This window comes from Streptomyces sp. NPDC001568, from assembly GCF_042893755.1.
Classification (GTDB): Bacteria; Actinomycetota; Actinomycetes; order Streptomycetales; family Streptomycetaceae; genus Streptomyces.
The window spans coordinates 84,705-100,539 of the sequence record NZ_JBIAVF010000010.1 but is presented as its reverse complement, the minus strand read 5'-3'; the positions used below and the strand labels follow the sequence as shown (position 1 = coordinate 100,539).

General features: G+C 73.0%; 11 protein-coding genes and 1 tRNA gene. 5 read left to right on the top strand and 7 right to left on the bottom strand.

The window, feature by feature from the left end:
* Positions 1-34: 34 nt before the first annotated feature.
* Positions 35-1,636, bottom strand: a complete 1,602-nt coding sequence (locus ACFY0I_RS19650) for an MFS transporter (RefSeq protein ID WP_388897142.1) — start codon at positions 1,634-1,636, stop codon at positions 35-37.
* Positions 1,637-1,698: 62 nt separating this feature from the next.
* Here ACFY0I_RS19650 and ACFY0I_RS19645 point away from each other — a divergent pair, with 62 nt between their 5' ends.
* Entirely contained in the window at positions 1,699-2,646 is a 948-nt protein-coding gene (locus ACFY0I_RS19645; RefSeq protein ID WP_388897139.1) for a helix-turn-helix transcriptional regulator, read from the top strand.
* 215 nt (positions 2,647-2,861) lie between these two features.
* Here ACFY0I_RS19645 and ACFY0I_RS19640 read toward each other — a convergent pair whose 3' ends face one another.
* The 4 genes from ACFY0I_RS19640 to ACFY0I_RS19625 all read right to left on the bottom strand — a co-directional run bounded on the left by ACFY0I_RS19640 (position 2,862) and on the right by ACFY0I_RS19625 (position 7,720).
* Positions 2,862-3,839 carry an RNA polymerase sigma factor RpoD/SigA gene (locus ACFY0I_RS19640; protein ID WP_388897136.1) on the bottom strand — a complete coding sequence of 326 codons (978 nt, stop codon included), beginning with the start codon at positions 3,837-3,839 and terminating at the stop codon, positions 2,862-2,864.
* 554 nt (positions 3,840-4,393) lie between these two features.
* A complete protein-coding gene (locus tag ACFY0I_RS19635; RefSeq protein WP_388897133.1) occupies positions 4,394-5,182 on the bottom strand; it encodes a dioxygenase in 789 nt (262 codons plus the stop codon).
* A 199-nt stretch (positions 5,183-5,381) separates the two neighbouring features.
* Positions 5,382-6,923 (bottom strand): MFS transporter, encoded by a 1,542-nt coding sequence (locus ACFY0I_RS19630; RefSeq protein ID WP_388897130.1) that lies wholly within the window; start codon positions 6,921-6,923, stop codon positions 5,382-5,384.
* Between the two features lie 62 nt (positions 6,924-6,985).
* On the bottom strand, positions 6,986-7,720 hold the full coding sequence (locus ACFY0I_RS19625) for a TetR/AcrR family transcriptional regulator (protein WP_388897127.1): 735 nt from the start codon (positions 7,718-7,720) through the stop codon (positions 6,986-6,988).
* A gap of 320 nt (positions 7,721-8,040) precedes the next feature.
* On the opposite strand from ACFY0I_RS19625, the gene ACFY0I_RS19620 reads away from it, so the two are divergent.
* From ACFY0I_RS19620 to ACFY0I_RS19610, 3 genes are all read left to right on the top strand, one after another.
* A complete protein-coding gene (locus ACFY0I_RS19620; RefSeq protein ID WP_388897124.1) occupies positions 8,041-9,318 on the top strand; it encodes a M6 family metalloprotease domain-containing protein in 1,278 nt (425 codons plus the stop codon).
* A gap of 259 nt (positions 9,319-9,577) precedes the next feature.
* Complete coding sequence (locus ACFY0I_RS19615) at positions 9,578-10,531, top strand: zinc-binding dehydrogenase (RefSeq protein ID WP_388897120.1); 954 nt, start codon at positions 9,578-9,580, stop codon at positions 10,529-10,531.
* Positions 10,532-10,533: 2 nt separating this feature from the next.
* Entirely contained in the window at positions 10,534-11,016 is a 483-nt protein-coding gene (locus ACFY0I_RS19610) for a RidA family protein (protein WP_388897602.1), read from the top strand.
* A gap of 193 nt (positions 11,017-11,209) precedes the next feature.
* Here ACFY0I_RS19610 and ACFY0I_RS19605 read toward each other — a convergent pair whose 3' ends face one another.
* The gene (locus ACFY0I_RS19605; protein ID WP_388897117.1) at positions 11,210-14,764 is read right to left on the bottom strand and encodes a HelD family protein; all 3,555 of its coding nucleotides are present in this window, start codon (positions 14,762-14,764) and stop codon (positions 11,210-11,212) included.
* Between the two features lie 334 nt (positions 14,765-15,098).
* Between ACFY0I_RS19605 and ACFY0I_RS19600 the strand changes: the two genes are divergently transcribed.
* Positions 15,099-15,174 (top strand) — tRNA-Arg (locus tag ACFY0I_RS19600).
* A gap of 340 nt (positions 15,175-15,514) precedes the next feature.
* Here the strand turns inward: ACFY0I_RS19600 and ACFY0I_RS19595 are convergent.
* Positions 15,515-15,721 (bottom strand): hypothetical protein, encoded by a 207-nt coding sequence (locus tag ACFY0I_RS19595; protein ID WP_388897114.1) that lies wholly within the window; start codon positions 15,719-15,721, stop codon positions 15,515-15,517.
* Between the last annotated feature and the right edge of the window lie 114 nt (positions 15,722-15,835).

Here is a 15,835-nt window from a genome sequence, read left to right as displayed (position 1 = left end):
GTACGGTGCGCGCGGGCCGGGCCGCGGGGGACCGTCAGGCCGTGGGGGCCTTGTCCGGGGAGGGCGCGGTGTGCGGGGCCGCACCCTCGCGCTCACCCATCGGGACCTGCTTGCGCGGCAGCATGAACATCACCGCGAAGATCACGACGAGGACCGCCACGACCCACCACAGCGCGCCCCGGAAGGCTTCGACGTAGGGGGCGCCGTAGACCCGATCGTCGTCGATGAACCCGAAGAAGACGACGGAGGTCAGGCCGAGTCCCAGGGCGTTGCCCATCTGGCCGGTGGTGTTGATGAGGCCGGAGGCCGATCCGGCGTGCTCACGCGGGACCTGGGACAGGACGGTGTCGGTCAGCGGGGCCACGATGAGGCCCATGCCGATGCCCATGACGACCAGCGGGGCCGCCATCTGCCAGGACGTGATCCCCATGCCGTAGTGCTCGGACTCCCAGATGTAGAGGAGCAGGCCCGCGGCCATGGTCAGCGCACCCGCCTGGAGCACCTTGCGACCGAAGCGCGGAACGAGCTTCTGGACGGAGATGCCCGCGGCGGCCGAGACTGCCACGGAGAAGGGGATGCCGGTGGTGCCGGCCCGCAGGGCGCTCCAGCCGAGGCCCATCTGCATGTACAGGGTCCAGACGAGGAAGAAGATGCCCGTCGCGATGCCGAAGGTCAGCTGGACGGCGATGCCGCCGGCGAAGCTCTTGACCTTGAAGAGGGAGAGCTCGACGAGCGGCGAACCGTCCTTCTTGATCTTGTACTTCTCGTAGGCGATGAAGCCGACGAAGAGGAACGGCACCGCGCCCATGCACAGGAAGCCCCACAGCGGCCAGTCGTTCTCCCGACCGTGGGTGAGCGGGAAGATCAGCATGACGAGACCGACCGTGGCGAGGACGACGCCGACCAGGTCCAGGCGCAGGGCCCGGGGTGCCTTGGACTCGGTGATGAACTTGCGGCCCAGGATCACGCCGGCGATGCCGACGGGCAGGTTGATCAGGAAGATCGGGCGCCATTCCAGACCGAAGAGGTTCCACTGCGTGAGCAGCGCGCCGAGCATCGGGCCCGAGACGGCGCCGAGGCCGACGATCGCGCCGAACATGCCGAAGACCTTGCCGCGCTCGTGCGGCGGGAAGGTGACGTGGATGATCGACAGCACCTGCGGGACCATCAAGGCCGCCATCGCGCCCTGGAGGATGCGGGATGCGACGAGCATGGACGGGTTGGCGGCGATGCCGCAGAGCAGCGAGGCGGCGGTGAACCCGGCGATGCCGAGGAGGAAAACGCGCTTGCGGCCGTAGATGTCACCGAGACGGCCTCCGGTGATCAGGCCGGCGGCGAAGGCGAGCGCGTAGCCGGCGGTGATCCACTGGATCGCGCTGGTGGAGGCGCCGAAGCCCTCGCGCATGTTGGGTATCGCGATGTTGACGATCGTGACGTCGACCAGGTCCATGAAGGCCGCGGTCATCACGATGGCGAGTGCCAGCCAGCGGCGGCGGTCGCCGGGCGACGCGGCGCCCTCCTCGGCGGTGCCCGGCGCGGCGGCCGGATCCGGTGCGGATGTGGTGGGTTCGGTCCGCTCTTCTCGTACGGGCCCGGTCTTTCTTTCGGGCGATGTCTGGGACGTCTCGGTGCTCATGGAGAGAAACCTAGACGGCATGTAGGTCAGATGGTGTCCTATTTCGATGGCAGCCTTGGGCCATGAACGACACCCCGGCGCGGCTGCTCACCCTGCTGTCCCTGTTGCAGACCCCCCGCGAATGGCCGGGCAGCGAACTCGCCGAGCGGCTGAGCGTGAGCGCGCGGACGATCCGGCGGGACATCGACCGGCTGCGCGACCTCGGCTACCCGGTGGAGGCCTCGCTGGGCGCGGAGGGCGGGTACCGGCTGGTGGCGGGGGCGGCGATGCCGCCGCTGCTGCTGGACGACGAGGAGGCGGTGGCGATCGCCGTCGGCCTGCGGGCGGGGGCCGGGCACGCGATCGAGGGGGTCGAGGAGGCTTCCGTGCGGGCCCTGGCGAAGCTGGAACAGGTGCTCCCGTCGCGGCTGCGGCGCCGGGTGGGCGCGCTCCAGTCGGCCACGGTCGCGGTGACCCGCGGCGACGGTGCGAGCGTGGATCCGCGGACGCTGACGACGATGGCCGCCTCGATCGCGGGGCTGGAGCGGCTGCGGTTCGCGTACCGGGCGCGGGACGGGGCGGACAGCCGGCGGCAGGTGGAGCCGTACCGGCTGGTGAGCACGGGGAGCCGCTGGTACCTGGTGGCCTTCGATCTGGAGCGGGAGGACTGGCGGACCTTCCGGGTGGACCGGGTGAGCGAGCCCTTCGCCACGGGGGCCCGGTTCGCGGCGCGGGAGCTGCCGATGGAGGCGGCCGAGTTCGTCCGGCGCGGGCTGCGGGGCGGGGAGCGGTACGGGGTCGACGTGTCCTTCGCGGTGGCCCCGGCGGAGTTGCCGGGCTGGCTGCGGGAGGTGGCGCGGGAGGAGCCGGGTGGGGCGCGGGTGCGCTTCGAGAGTGCCGACGCCCCGGAGTGGCTGGCGGCCCGGCTGGCGCTGACGGGGCTCCCGTTCACGGTGCTGGCGCCGGAGTTCCTGTCGGGCGCCGCCCGGTCGCTGGCCGCCCGCCTGTCGGGGGCGGCGGGCGGGGCCTGATCCGGCGGGGCTCGGCCCGGCGGGGCGGGGCTCGGTCCCGGGTCCGGCCCCGGCGGGGCTTGGTCCGGCGGGGCGGGGCCGGGCCCGGCGGGGCGTGGTCCGTGGGCACGGCGGGGCGGAGGCGAGGGAGCCCCGGCACCTGGGGGGGGGTAGGTGCCGGGGCTCGTCAGGGGGGTGGCGACGCGGGCCGGTCGGGCCGCAGGGTCGCTTACCGGTCAGGCCACGGCGTCGAAGCCGGTGTCGCGGGCCATCCGCTTCAGTTCGAGGAGCGCGTGCTTCTCGATCTGCCGGATCCGCTCGCGGGTCAGGCCGTGCTGCTTGCCGACCTCGGTCAGGGTCCGCTCGCGGCCGTCCTCGATGCCGTACCGCATCTTGATGATGGACGCGGTGCGCTGGTCCAGCTTGCCGAGGAGGTCCTCCAGCTCCTCGCTGCGCAGCAACGAGAGCACGGACTGCTCCGGCGAGATCGCCGAGGTGTCCTCCAGCAGGTCACCGAACTGGGTGTCGCCCTCGTCGTCCACCGACATGTTCAGGCTGACCGGGTCCCGCGCCCAGTCCAGGACGTCACCGACGCGCTTCTCCGTGGAGTCGAGCTCGGCGGCGATCTCCGCGTGCTCCGGGTCGCGGCCGTTCTCGCGGTTGAACTCGCGCTGCACCCGGCGGATCCGGCCGAGCTCCTCGACCAGGTGGACGGGAAGGCGGATCGTACGGGACTGGTCGGCGATGGACCGGGTGATGGCCTGCCGGATCCACCACGTGGCGTACGTGGAGAACTTGAAGCCCTTGGCGTAGTCGAACTTCTCCACGGCCCGGACCAGGCCGGCGTTGCCCTCCTGGATCAGGTCGAGGAGGGGCAGCCCGCTGCGCGGGTACCGGCGGGCGACGGCCACGACCAGGCGGAGGTTGGACCGGATGAAGACTTCCTTGGCGCGCTCGCCCTCGGCGGCCAGGACTTCCAGCTCCTCGCGGGCGGGGGCGTCCCCCGCGCGCTCTATCGCTTCGTCGAGGATCTGCTGGGCGTACACGCCCGCCTCGATGATCTGCGAGAGCTCCACTTCCTTGGCGGCGTCGAGCAGCGGGGTGCGCGCGATCTCGTCCAGGTACATGCCGACCAGGTCACGGTCGGCGATCTCCCCGCCCACGGCGCGGGCGCTGCTCGTGGACTGACGACGGGCGACGGCGCGGGTTGCCATGCGTGCTCCCTTGCGATGCGATGAGTCGGTCGCGGTGCGGCTGGAGGACGGCCCGGAGCGGCCAGCGCTGCGGCGGTACGTCCTTCGGACACTCTCCCGAGTGCCCGCTTCCGATGGAAACAACGACTGGAATCGGGACAGAATTCCCACGGTGCTCCCTCTTTTTCGAGATCTTGCAGTATCCTGCCCCGCCATCACCCGGTCACGGAGGGGCGCGAAGTACCGCGAGAACCCGAAGGGGTGCAGGTCAGGCCCGGAACCGAAGCGGATCTCGCAGGCCTCACGTGGCTGCACCACCCCGACGTCCGTGAGACCGCCGTCACATGCGACATGGTGCCCTTCAGCCCGGAACAGCGCCGCCCGTGGCCGCACTCCCACCCTGAAGACGGGTCGCACCGCCTTCTGGTTGCCTGGACTGGCGATCGAATGGCCGGATATACGACAAGCAGCGCGTTCCGCCCGAAACCGGCGTACGCGAGTGCGGTGGAGGTCGGGGTGCGCCTGGCCCCGCACGCGGTGGGTCGCGGCATCGGTGGCGGGCGGGGCCCGGCCGGCTAGCCGAACTGGACGGAGCGCTTGGAGAGGCCCAGCCAGAAGCCGTCCACCGCGGTGCGCTGGGCGCCGAGGTCCGCCTCGGCGGCGCCGAGGGTGACGAACAGCGGGGCGAAGTGCTCGGTCCGGGGGTGGGCCAGCCGGCCCGCCGGGGACTTGACCTCGAAGTCGAGCAGGGCGTCGACATCGGCGGCGGCGAGGGCCTCTCGGCCCCAGTCGTCGAACTCCGCCGACCAGCCGGGGACGCCGGGTCCGGTGTGCCGCAGCGCCGCGAGGTTGTGGGTGAAGAACCCGCTGCCGACGATGAGCACGCCCTCGTCGCGCAGCGGCGCGAGGCGGCGGCCGATGTCCATCAGACGAGCCGGGTCGAGGGTCGGCAGGGAGATCTGCAGGACCGGTATGTCGGCCTCGGGGTACATCTCGACGAGGGGGACGTACGCGCCGTGGTCGAGGCCCCGGTCGGGCATGTCCTGGACGGGGGTGCCGGGGGTCCGCAGGAGGGAGCGGACCGAGGCGGCGAGTTCCGGGGCGCCGGGGGCCCCGTACCGCACGGCGTAGTAGTGCTCGGGGAAGCCCCAGAAGTCGTACACGAGGGGGACGGGCTCGGTGGCGCTCAGCGCCAGCGGGGCCTCCTCCCAGTGCGCGGAGACCATCAGGATCGCGCGCGGCCGGGGCAGCGCCGCCGACCAGGCGGCCAGCTCGCCGGGCCAGACGGGGTCGTCGGCGAGCGGCGGGGCGCCGTGGCTCAGGTACAGCGCCGGCATGCGGGCGGGGGCGGGCGCGGAGGTCATCGGGCGCTCCTCGGTGCTGGTCGGGAGGTCGGTACGGGAGCCGGGCGCCGGGGAGCCGGAACGGGCCGTCGGCAGGGCTGTCCCCTGGTCGCCGGCGGGGCCGCCGGGGGCTACCGGGGCTGCCGCACAAAGACTAACCCCGCTTCGTTTAAATTTGAACGAAGCGGGGTCATCAGTCATTCCCGCACCGGGATCCTCGTCAGTGGGCGATCACCGGGATCTTGAACTCGGCGTCCTCGGAGTCGGAGCCCGAGCCCGTGGTGGGTGCGCCCGCGCCGGGACGGCCCGTGGTGATCAGGGTGAACGCGATGCTCGCGCTGATCACGAGGATGCCGACGGCCCACCAGATCGCGGAGGAGTAGCCCTCGACCATCGCCTTGGCCTGCACCAGCTGCGCGGCCGGGCCGCCCGCCGCGGCCTCGGCCGCGTGGTCGGTCAGGTACGCGGTCGTCGCCGAGGCGGCGATCGTGTTCAGCAGGGCGGTACCGATCGCGCCGCCGACCTGCTGCGAGGTGTTGACCATGGCCGAGGCCACACCGGCGTCGGCCGGGTTCACGCCGTGCGTGGCCAGCGACATGGCCGGCATGAACGCGGTGCCCATACCGAGGCCCAGCAGCAGCTGCGCCGGCAGGATCAGCGCCGGGTAGGAGGAGCCGACCTCCAGCTGGGTCAGCAGCAGCATGCCGGTCGCGGCGACGAGGAAGCCGGGCCCCATCAGCATGCGCGGCGGCACGCGGGTCATCAGGCGGGCGCCGATCTGGGTGGAGCCCGTGATCATGCCCGCGATCATCGGCAGGAAGGCGAAGCCGGTCTTGACGGGCGAGAAGCCCTTCACGACCTGGAGGTAGTAGGTGAGGAAGAGGAACAGGCCGAACATCGAGATGACGGCCAGACCCAGCGAGAGGTAGACGCCGCCGCGGTTGCGCTCCAGCAGGACGCGCAGGGGCAGCAGCGGGGACTTCACCTTGGACTCGACGTACACGAACGCCAGCAGCAGGACCGCGGAGGCCACGAACAGGCCGATCGTCAGCGGGTCCGACCAGCCCTCGGACTCGGCGCGGGTGAAGCCGTACACGAGCGAGACGAGGCCGGTGGTGGAGAGGAGCACGCCGGGGACGTCGAGCTTCGCGGGGTTGCGGGAGCCGACCGGCTCACGGATGACCATCCAGGCACCGACGGCCGCGACGATCGCGAAGGGGATGTTGACGAAGAACGTCCAGCGCCAGTTCAGGTACTCGGTGAGGAAGCCGCCGAGGATCAGGCCGACGGCGCCGCCGCCGCCCGCGATGGCACCGTAGATGCCGAAGGCCTTGGCCCGCTCCTTGGCGTCGGTGAAGCTGACGGCCAGCAGGGAGAGCGCGGCCGGGGCCAGCAGCGCGCCGAACGCACCCTGGAGGGCGCGGGCACCGAGCATCATCGCCTCGCTCGTGGCGGCGCCGCCGAGCGCGGAGGCCAGGGCGAAGCCGACGAGGCCGACGACGAAGGCGTTCTTACGACCCCACTTGTCGGCGATGCGGCCGCCGAAGAGCAGCAGCCCGCCGAAGGCGAGCGCGTACGCGGTGATGACCCACTGGCGGTTTCCGTCCGAGATGCCGAGATCGGTCTGGGCGGACGGGAGCGCGATGTTCACGATGGTCGCGTCGAGGACGACCATCAGCTGCGCCAGGGCTATGAAGACGAGCGCCTTCCAACGATTGGGATCGGCGACGACCGGCGGAGCGGTCGCGGCTGTTTTTGACATGGGGGTACCTGCTTCACTGTGCGGAATGACTGAAAAAGACTAGTTGGAGAGGGTTTGGCGCGTCATGTGGTTTTACGTCTGAGGTCCCGCAAGGAGGCCGCGACACCGGGCAGTTCGGAGCGGGCCGGGCCGCGCAGGCCGTCGAGGAAGAGCTGGAGGTGCCGGTGCGCGTACCGGTCCATGTCCGGGCAGCCGGTGCCCGGCAGGGGGCGGCTCAGCTGGGACAGGGCGACCATCAGGTCGCCGACGCCGATGTCGTCACGAACGAGCCCGCCACCCTGCCCGGCGGCCACGAGGGCTTCCACGGCCTCCTCCAACGCGGTGCGGGAGGCGATCAGTTCGGGGTGATCGGGGTCGAAGCCGGCGGCGAGCATCGGGCACAGGGCGCCGATGCGTTCGTCGGCCGCGGCGTGCGCGAAGCGGCAGAGCGCGGTGAACGGGTCCGCCTCCTCGGCCAGCGCGTCCTCGGCGAGGGCGGCGACCCGGCCCGTCACGTAGAGGACCACGTGGTGGACCAGGGTGGAGCGGTCCGGGAAGTGCCGGTAGAGGGTGGCGTTGCCGACGCCGGCGCGGCGGGCGATCTCGTCGAGCGGCGCGTCCGAGCCGAACTCCACCAGCATCTCGCGGGCCGCGACCAGGATCCGCTCCCGGTTGCGCACGGCGTCCGCACGCGGCTTCGGGACCCGGGTGGGGGCCGCACCCACGACGACCGGCTCGGGTGAGGAGCAGATCGGGGCGGTGGTGAGGTCCACCGTCACCGCGGGGGTGGCCGCGCGGGTGCGGGTCGGGCTCTTCATTCCGGGACCTTCCTGAACGGACGTGGATGCGGGTTGCGGTGAGGTGAGGTGCGGTGCGGGTGCGCACGGGCTGCGGGCACCGTTTCGGGGCGGGCGCTCCGAAACGGGGAGCAGCTCCCCGCTTCGTGGGACGTAGGTGCAAACGGAGAGGGACTCCCCGGTTATTTCACCCTCGCGTGTGACCTGGCTCACAGGGCGGTTCGGGGGTCCGGTCCCGATTGGACGCTCCCGACGCGCGGGCGCGCCGCAGCCGACGGAGGGTGAACGGACAGAGCGCAGTCCGGACCCGGCCGGCTGCCGCGGACCCGAAGGCGATCTCCATGCCGCAGACCCGCCGCCGGATACGCAGACCCTGCCGCGCCTGCGCGTACATCGGCCTGACCGCGCTGGCCCTCGGCGTCACGGCGACCGCGAGCACCGGCATTCCCGGTCGCGGGAACTCGGCGGCCGGCCCCGTGGCCACCACCGCCGAATCGGTGCTGGCGCCCTGCCGGATCGCCGGGACGATGGGTGTGCAGATGTCCGAGGGCCTGCCGACGCCGCCCGGGTACTCGCGGTCGACCGGTGAGGTGCGCGCCCTCAACCTGATGATCGACTTCCCGGACGCCAAGGGTGAGGGCACGGCGATGGACCGCCTCTCCGAGTTCTTCCCGCAGACCTCCGACTGGTTCCGGACCAGCTCCTACGGGCGGCTCAGCTACCGGGCCGAGGCGCCGATAACGGACTGGCTGCGGATGCCGATGCCGTTCGCGCAGTACGGGATCGGGCGCGGGTCCCCGTACGAGCCCGGTTACCGCCAGCTCGTCGAGCACATCGCGAAGGCCGCCGACAGCGAGGTCGACTTCGGCAAGTACGACCTCGTCAACATCCTGGTCACGCCGAACGCCGGCCCGTCGGCCCTGGACACCGTCCTGTCGGTGACCTTCTCGGGCAACGCCGAGGCCCCGGTCGCGGACGGCGTACCGCTCGCGAACACCTCGTTCGTCTACAGCCGGCAGGACGACGGCTCGGGCTCCTACCGGGAGACCGGCTACCGGGTGCTCCCCCACGAGAACGGGCACGTGTTCGGACTGCCCGACCTCTACACCGCCGACGGCGGCGGCACGGTCGGGCACTGGGACATCATGAGCGAGGACTGGGGCGCCAACAACGACCTGCTCGGCTGGCACAAGTGGAAGCTGGGGTGGCTGGACGGGGAGCAGATCAGCTGCGCCTCCAAGTCGGGTGTCAGTGACCACGTGCTGTCGCCGCTGGCCGTGGCGGGCGGCACGAAGCTGGCCTTCGTCCCGCTGTCGGAGAGCGCCGGATACGCCGTGGAGGTGCGGACGCGGGCCGGGAACGACGAGGCCGTGTGCAGGCCCGGCGTGCTCATCTACAAGGTGGACTCGGACGTCGACACCGGGCGCGGGCCCGTCACCGTACGGGACAGCGCGGCCGCCAGCGGCGGCTGCACCCGGCGGCCCAACGTGCACGCCGAACTGTCGGACGCGCCCTTCGTACCGGGCGAGACCTTCACCGACGACAAGTCCGGCATCAGCGTCTCGGTGGTCGGCGAACTGCGCAACGGCAGCTACCAGGTACGGATCACCCGCCCCTGACGGCGCCCGGTCCGTAGGGCGCCCGGACCAGAGGGCGCCCTGACCAGAGGGCGCCCGGTCCTGACGGCAGCCGGCCCGGCGCCCGGACCGGCGGGCCGGGTGCCACTCGGCCCGGCAGGTCCGGACCTCCGGCCCCCGTGCGGGAGCCCGGGGGCGGGGAGGCTGGGGGTGCGGGCCGGGTGTCCGGGGGTCGGGGCGTTCGCCGCGGCCCGTCGGCCGGCCCCGACCGACCCGCGACGACCCTGGGAGGCTGACCGCCGTGAAGGCCCTCGTACTGCGCCCCGACGGCGATCCGGACCTGATCGAACGGCCCGTGCCGCCGCCACGGCCCGGGGAGGTCCTCGTACGGACCACCGCGGCCCTCGTGTGCGCCTGGGACGGGCACGCCGCTTCCGATGAGGGGCTCGGCCACGAGGCCGTCGGCGTGGTGTGGGCCGTCGGCGCGGGGGTGTCGCCCGCGTACGTCGGCCGTCGGGTGGCGGCCGAGGGCCGCGGACGACTCGCCGAGTACTTCCGCGTCCCGGTCACCGGGGCGGGGCTGGTCCCGCTGCCGGACCGGATCAGCGACCACCAGGCTCTCTACGCCGCCGGGGCGCTGGCCACCGGCTTCGCCGCCGCCGAGGAGGCGGGGGCGCCGGCGGGCGGGAGCGTCGCCGTGTTCGGGCAGGGCGCGGTCGGGCTCAGCGCGACGGTGGCCGCCGGACGGCTGCGGGGCGCGCGGGTCATCGCCGTCGAACCGGAGCCCAAGCGGCAGTTGCTGGCCCTGCGGTTCGGGGCGGACGTGGTCGTGGACCCGGCGTACGAGGACTCCGCCGAACGCCTCCTGGAGCTGACGGGCGGGGCCGGCGCGGACTGCGCGGTCCTGGCGACCGCCGACCGGGGGGCCGCGCGGGCGGCCCGGACGGGCACCGCGCCGGGCGGGCGCGTGATCCACGCCCGCTGCCGCGCGGGGACGGGGGCGGAGGGCGGGGGCGCGTACGACGGCGCGGCCGGCGGTCCCGCGGCCGGCGGTCCTGCGTTCAGCGGTCCCGCGATCGGCGCGCGGACGGCCCGGATGCTCGATCTGATCGGGGACGGGCTGCTGGATCCGACCGTGATGACCACCCACGAATTTCCCTTCACCCGGGTGGAGGAGGCCTTTCGTCGGCTTTCGGCGCGGGAGCCGGGCATGGTCAAACCCATCGTCCACTTCCCCCGGAGGAGCCCGTCGTGACCGTGACCCCCACGACCCCCGAAGAGCGTCTGGCCGCGGCCGGGCTGACCCTGCCGCCCGCCCCCGCGCCGGTCGCCGTGTACGTACCGGCCGTGCTGAACGGGCACCACGTGTACACCTCCGGCCAACTGCCGATGGTGAACGGGGCCCTTGCGCTGACCGGCAAGGTGGGTGCCGGGGTGACCCCGGAGCAGGGTAAGGACCTGGCCCGGCAGTGCGCGCTGAACGCGCTCGCCGCCGTGGCCTCGGTCGCCGGGGACCTGTCCGCGGTGAAGCGGGTGGTGAAGGTGGTGGGCTTCGTCGCGAGCGACCCCTCGTTCACCGGCCAGCCCGGCGTCGTCAACGGCGCGAGCGAACTGCTCGGCACCGCCTTCGGCGACGCGGGCATCCACGCCCGCAGCGCGGTCGGGGTGACGGCGCTGCCGCTCGACGCACCCGTGGAGGTGGAGCTGATCGTGGAACTGCACACTCCGATGGGGGTGTGAGGCGACCGGCCCGCAGGCGGAGCCGGCCGGCCCGCACGGAGCCGACGCGGGCGGGCTGCGGGGTGCGGGCTGCGGGGTGCGGGCTAGGGGGCGAACCCCCCGGGCGGTTCCGGGCGTCCCGGTCTCCGCCCGGACCCTCCCGGCGACCGCGAGCGACCGCCTCCCGGTCGCCGCGTCCGTCCGCTTCCGACGGTCAGGGCCGCGCCGAGCCGAGCGCGATGTCCGTGTCCCGTCCGCCCCACCCCTCGGGGCTCCACCAGATGACGTGCACGTTGAAGACGTCGCGGACGGTGTCCGCCGACCACTCCTCGGCGGGCGGCTCGGACAGCACCAGGTAGAGGCCGTCGGCCCGGCCGGGCAGGGTGTGGTTGATCTCCAGCAGACGGGTCGCTCCCGAGCGGAGGTCCGCGTAGGTGGACAGGCCCGCGCCCAGCGCCTCGTAGAGGAACAGGCCGCGCGCGGTGACGCAACTGACGTCGACGACGGGCGAGTCGGCGGGCTGGAGGTCGGCCCAGAACAGGGACGACTTCAGTGCGTGGCGGACCGACTCGTGCTTCCTGCACGTCCGGTCGGCGGCGGCCGATGCCTCCAGCGCGCGCAGGAAGCCCTCCTTGGTGCCCGGGGCCGGTTCCGGGGCCGGTTCCGGGGCCGGCACGGTCGTGCTGTCCGCGAGGGTCATCTGCTCTTCGTCCTTCGGCTCGGGCTGGTGCGGGGCCTGCGGCTCGGGCGTGTACGGAGCTTGCGGCTCGGGCGTGTGCGCGGCGGCGGGTTCCTCGGCGGCGGGATTGCCGGCAGCGGGGTCCGCTCCGGCCTCCGCGGCGAAGCGGTCCCGGAGTGCTCGTCGGGCTTCGGCCAGGGTCCGCGACCAGCCCGAGGCCGTCAGGGCCTCCCCGAGACGGGCCGCGTCCAAGGTGCCCTCCTTCAGGGCGCGGTTGGCCGTCGCGGCGAGGTCGCGCAGGACGCCCAGCCTCTCCCGGTCCGGCGAGCCGAACAGGTGGAGCACATCGACCCAGTCGGCCTGGTCCCGCCGCAGGACGCGGTTGGCCATGCCCTGCAACTCGGAGAGCCGGCCGCGGGCGTCGGGCACGTCCCCGTCGCCGCCGGCCAGCTCGCCGAGCACGTCCAGGGCCGCGATGTAGCGACCCGCCATCCGCGGGGAGACGGGCGACCGGCCCCGCTGGTCGGAGGTGAGGACGGTCTGGTTCGACTCGTTCGCGAACACCCAGCAGTCCAGCTTCTCGCCGCGGCGCGGCGGAACCGATCCGTGCCGGACGGCGAGAACGAGCGGACGGCCGATCCCCGGGGAGACGGGCTTGACCTTGAAGCGCCCACCGGGGGCCGTGTCCACGACCTCGACCCGCAGATCGGATCCGATCCGGGGGAGCCCTCCCGGAGCCGCGGCCACCGCCACCTCCGCCTCCGCCGTCCCCTCGGCGGCGGTCGTGGGCGCTGCGGGGCGGGCCCCGGAGCCCACCAGCACCGCCGGCAGCGGGGCGGTGTGCAGGATGGTCAGGCTCTGGGTGCTGCGGGTGAGGGCCACGTACAGCTGCCGCAGGCCCGCCGGACCGCGGTCGGCGATGGTCGCGGGCTCGATGACCAGGACGTGGTCGTACTCCATGCCCTTGGCGTGGGTGGCCGCCAGGACGGACACGGCGCCGCGGCGCCGGGGGCCGATGTCCTCCTGCCCGTCGATCCGGTGACTGATCGCGTCGAGCCAGTGCGAGTCGTCGGGGACGATGACGGCCACCGAGCGCGGGGTGTTCCCGTCGCTGGTGCCCACGAGGCGGGTCACCTGGGCGACGGTGTCGTCGAGGAGCTTCCACGGTTCCGTCGCCACCGTCCGCACGGCGTCCTCGCCGGCTTCGCGCACGGCCCGCGGGTAGGGCAGGGTCGGCGCGATCGCCCGGGCGAGAGGGGCGACGAATTCCATGATCTCGGCGGGCACGCGATAGCTGGTGTTGAGCTCGGCGACCCGCCAGTCACCGTCGTCGGACAGGAGCGTGCCCAGCCGGTCCCAGCCGTCCGGGATGTGGGGTCCCGTCGCCTGCGCGAGGTCGCCGAGGACGGTCATGGAACCGTTGACGGCGCAGCGCCGCCGCAGGGCGCGGGCCTGCATGGGCGTGAGGTCCTGCGCCTCGTCGGCGACGATGTGTCCGTAACGCCTCGGGATCTCCCCGCTGATGAGGCCCCTGAGCTCTTCGAGGCAGACGTGGTCGTCGAGGGTCCACGGATCGTCGTCGGCGCTGGCGGCGCGGGCGCGCAGCAGGGCCGCCTGTTCGCCCTCGTCGAGGATGCCGTCGGCGCACGCGCGCAGGAGGTCGGGCGAGTCGTAGAGGCCGCGCAGGGCCTCCCGGGCACCCGGGGAGGGCCAGACGCGCTCGATGAGCCGCTCGACCCTGCGGTTGCGCTCCAGGTCACGGCGGATCGTCCCGGCCTGCCCGCGCCGCGGTGCGATGCCGGAGAGCTCCTCCAGGAGACGGTCGACGAGCAGGCCGCGGAAGCGGTCACGGCGCTCCCGGTAGGGGCCCTCGCCCTGGTGCGCCCGGTCCAGGAGGACGCGGACCTCGGACCGCGGTACGCGCAGGGTCGTGCTGCCGGCGGTGACGACGACCGCGGGCTCGTCGCCCTCGAAGGACGGCGCGACGACGAGGTCGTCGAGCACCTCGGGCCGGTAGTCGTGCTCGACGCGGCGCCGCAGGACGGCCGCCATGCGCTCGTCGGACTTGACCAGCCGCGCCTGCGGGGAGTCAGTGCCGAGGATCTCGCCGTCCCACAGCCGGCTCAGCTGGACGGCGTTCACGTCCCGGGTTCCGAGCGTGGGCAGGACCTGCCCGACGTAGTCGAGGAACCGTTGGTGGGGACCGATCACCAGGATGTCCTGCGCCTTGAAGTGCTCGTTGTTGACGAGCCAGGTCACACGGTGGAGCCCGACGGCGGACTTGCCCGTACCCGGGCCGCCCTGCACGACGAGGATGTCCGAGGGAGCGCCGGTGACCAGGTCCATCTGGTCACGGCGGATGGTCTCGACGATGTCCCGCATCCGGCCGCCGCGAGAACGCTGGAGCTCGCGCAGCAGGAAGTCGTCCGGTTGGAGCGCCTTCCGCCGCTGCCGGCGGACGAGGTCGCCGGGGGTGGGGGACGGCGCCTGCGGTTCCGGCGCCCCCGGGTCGCCGCCGACGGCGCCGTCGTCGCCGCGGTCGGAGTCCGTGCGGGGTTCCGGGACGGCGGCGGGCGCGGGTTCGGGGGTGGGGGTGGGGGTGGGCAGGGCTTCGATCGGGGGCGCGGGTTCGGTGGTGGCGGCGGCCGGTCGGATCGCGATGTCGTCGAAGTAGCCCTCGACCACGCGCCGGACGCAGCGCAGTTGGCGCCGCAGCGTCACCTCACCGGGCTCCTCGGCCCGTAACTCCGCCCACTTCTTCGCCAAGGGGCTCGTCCACAGCAGGACCACCGGTTCGTTCGAGGCGTCCCGCACGCCTCGCCGCCCGATGTACCAGGGGCGGGGCTCGGTTCCGGGTTCGTCCGGCGCGTCGACCCGGGCGAAGACCAGGGCCTCGTCGCCGAGACCCCCGTACGCGGCGGCCCGCGCCTCCGCCCCGATCCGGTTGGCGATCCCGTCCTTGCCGCTCGCCGAGGCATTGGCCGCCGACGTGCCGCTCATCTCGGTCAGTCGCGCCGAGTAGCAGTCGTACGCGTGGTCCACGGCCCGCTGCTCGCCCGCGAGGACCTCGTCCCGCGTGGTGGTGCCCATGTACGTCCTCCCTGCGGCGTCGCCGAAACACCGCCCCGGGCCAGCGGCCCGTACCCCGCTGAAAGAACTACCAGAAAGCGGATCTTGACGCACCGTCACCCCCGACATTCCCCCGCACGAGGCCACCGGCCCCGACCGCACCCGAGGCACCCCCTCCGCACCCCGACGGCCCTCCCGCCCCACCCTTCGCCCACCGCGAGCACCCGCACCGCCGGATCCGTGCCCCTCACCGCACGCCCCCAAGATCACCTCGCCTCGAATCCGACAGCGACCGGTGGCCCCCACCCGCTACACTGGCGCCGGTGCGCAGCCCTGGCTCCGCACCACGCACGATGCCTTCGTAGCTCAGGGGATAGAGCACCGCTCTCCTAAAGCGGGTGTCGCAGGTTCGAATCCTGCCGGGGGCACCAGCTCAAAGGGGCCTCACCTACCAGTTCTGGTAGGTGAGGCCCCTTTGGCATCCACGGTGCCGGCGCAACCGAGGCCGGGGTCGCCGGCACCCCGCAGCGCCCGGCCCACTGAGATCCACCTGCCGCTGACCGCAGATGCCGGGAATCGAGAGCCGACAGCGGTGCGCGGATGTCACGCAGCTCGGCCGACGGGCGCTCCCGCGCCGGCTCGCCTGCGGTGGGGCGGCCCCCGGGCCGGATCGCCGCCGACCCGGGCCGACCGACATGTCCGGCGAGTCCCGCCGTACGGGGAAGGCCCTCCCGGGGTGCGGGAGGGCCTTTTTTCGGGGAGGGTGTCGCGTCAGCTGAGGCCTCTGCTGCGTTCGCCGATCCTGTCGCCCTGGGGAGTGCCGGCGCGCTTGAGGGCGGCCTTGGTGTGGACCCCGCCCTTCACCTTGCTCCGGATCGGACCGTCGAAGCCGTGACCGGCGGCCGTGCGGGGCAGCTGGAGCTGCTCCGTCGTCTTCGCCAGTGCGGCCTGGACGTCCTGCTTCTGCTCTTTGCTCATCCCGTCGTCAACTCCCTCGGGAAGCACCCAATCGGACTACTCGGATCGTATGCAGATATGCGGACCAATGCACCCGGAACAGCACGTAAAGAAATGACTTGCAGCCCTTGCAGC

What these genes read in the sequence shown, in the direction of transcription:
- ACFY0I_RS19650 (WP_388897142.1), bottom strand. Translation starts at nt 1,636, where the DNA reads ATGAGCACCGAGACGTCCCAGACATCGCCCGAAAGAAAGACCGGGCCC.
- ACFY0I_RS19645 (WP_388897139.1), top strand. Translation starts at nt 1,699, where the DNA reads ATGAACGACACCCCGGCGCGGCTGCTCACCCTGCTGTCCCTGTTGCAG.
- ACFY0I_RS19640 (WP_388897136.1), bottom strand. Translation starts at nt 3,839, where the DNA reads ATGGCAACCCGCGCCGTCGCCCGTCGTCAGTCCACGAGCAGCGCCCGC.
- ACFY0I_RS19635 (WP_388897133.1), bottom strand. Translation starts at nt 5,182, where the DNA reads ATGACCTCCGCGCCCGCCCCCGCCCGCATGCCGGCGCTGTACCTGAGC.
- ACFY0I_RS19630 (WP_388897130.1), bottom strand. Translation starts at nt 6,923, where the DNA reads ATGTCAAAAACAGCCGCGACCGCTCCGCCGGTCGTCGCCGATCCCAAT.
- ACFY0I_RS19625 (WP_388897127.1), bottom strand. Translation starts at nt 7,720, where the DNA reads ATGAAGAGCCCGACCCGCACCCGCGCGGCCACCCCCGCGGTGACGGTG.
- ACFY0I_RS19620 (WP_388897124.1), top strand. Translation starts at nt 8,041, where the DNA reads ATGCCGCAGACCCGCCGCCGGATACGCAGACCCTGCCGCGCCTGCGCG.
- ACFY0I_RS19605 (WP_388897117.1), bottom strand. Translation starts at nt 14,764, where the DNA reads ATGGGCACCACCACGCGGGACGAGGTCCTCGCGGGCGAGCAGCGGGCC.
- ACFY0I_RS19595 (WP_388897114.1), bottom strand. Translation starts at nt 15,721, where the DNA reads ATGAGCAAAGAGCAGAAGCAGGACGTCCAGGCCGCACTGGCGAAGACG.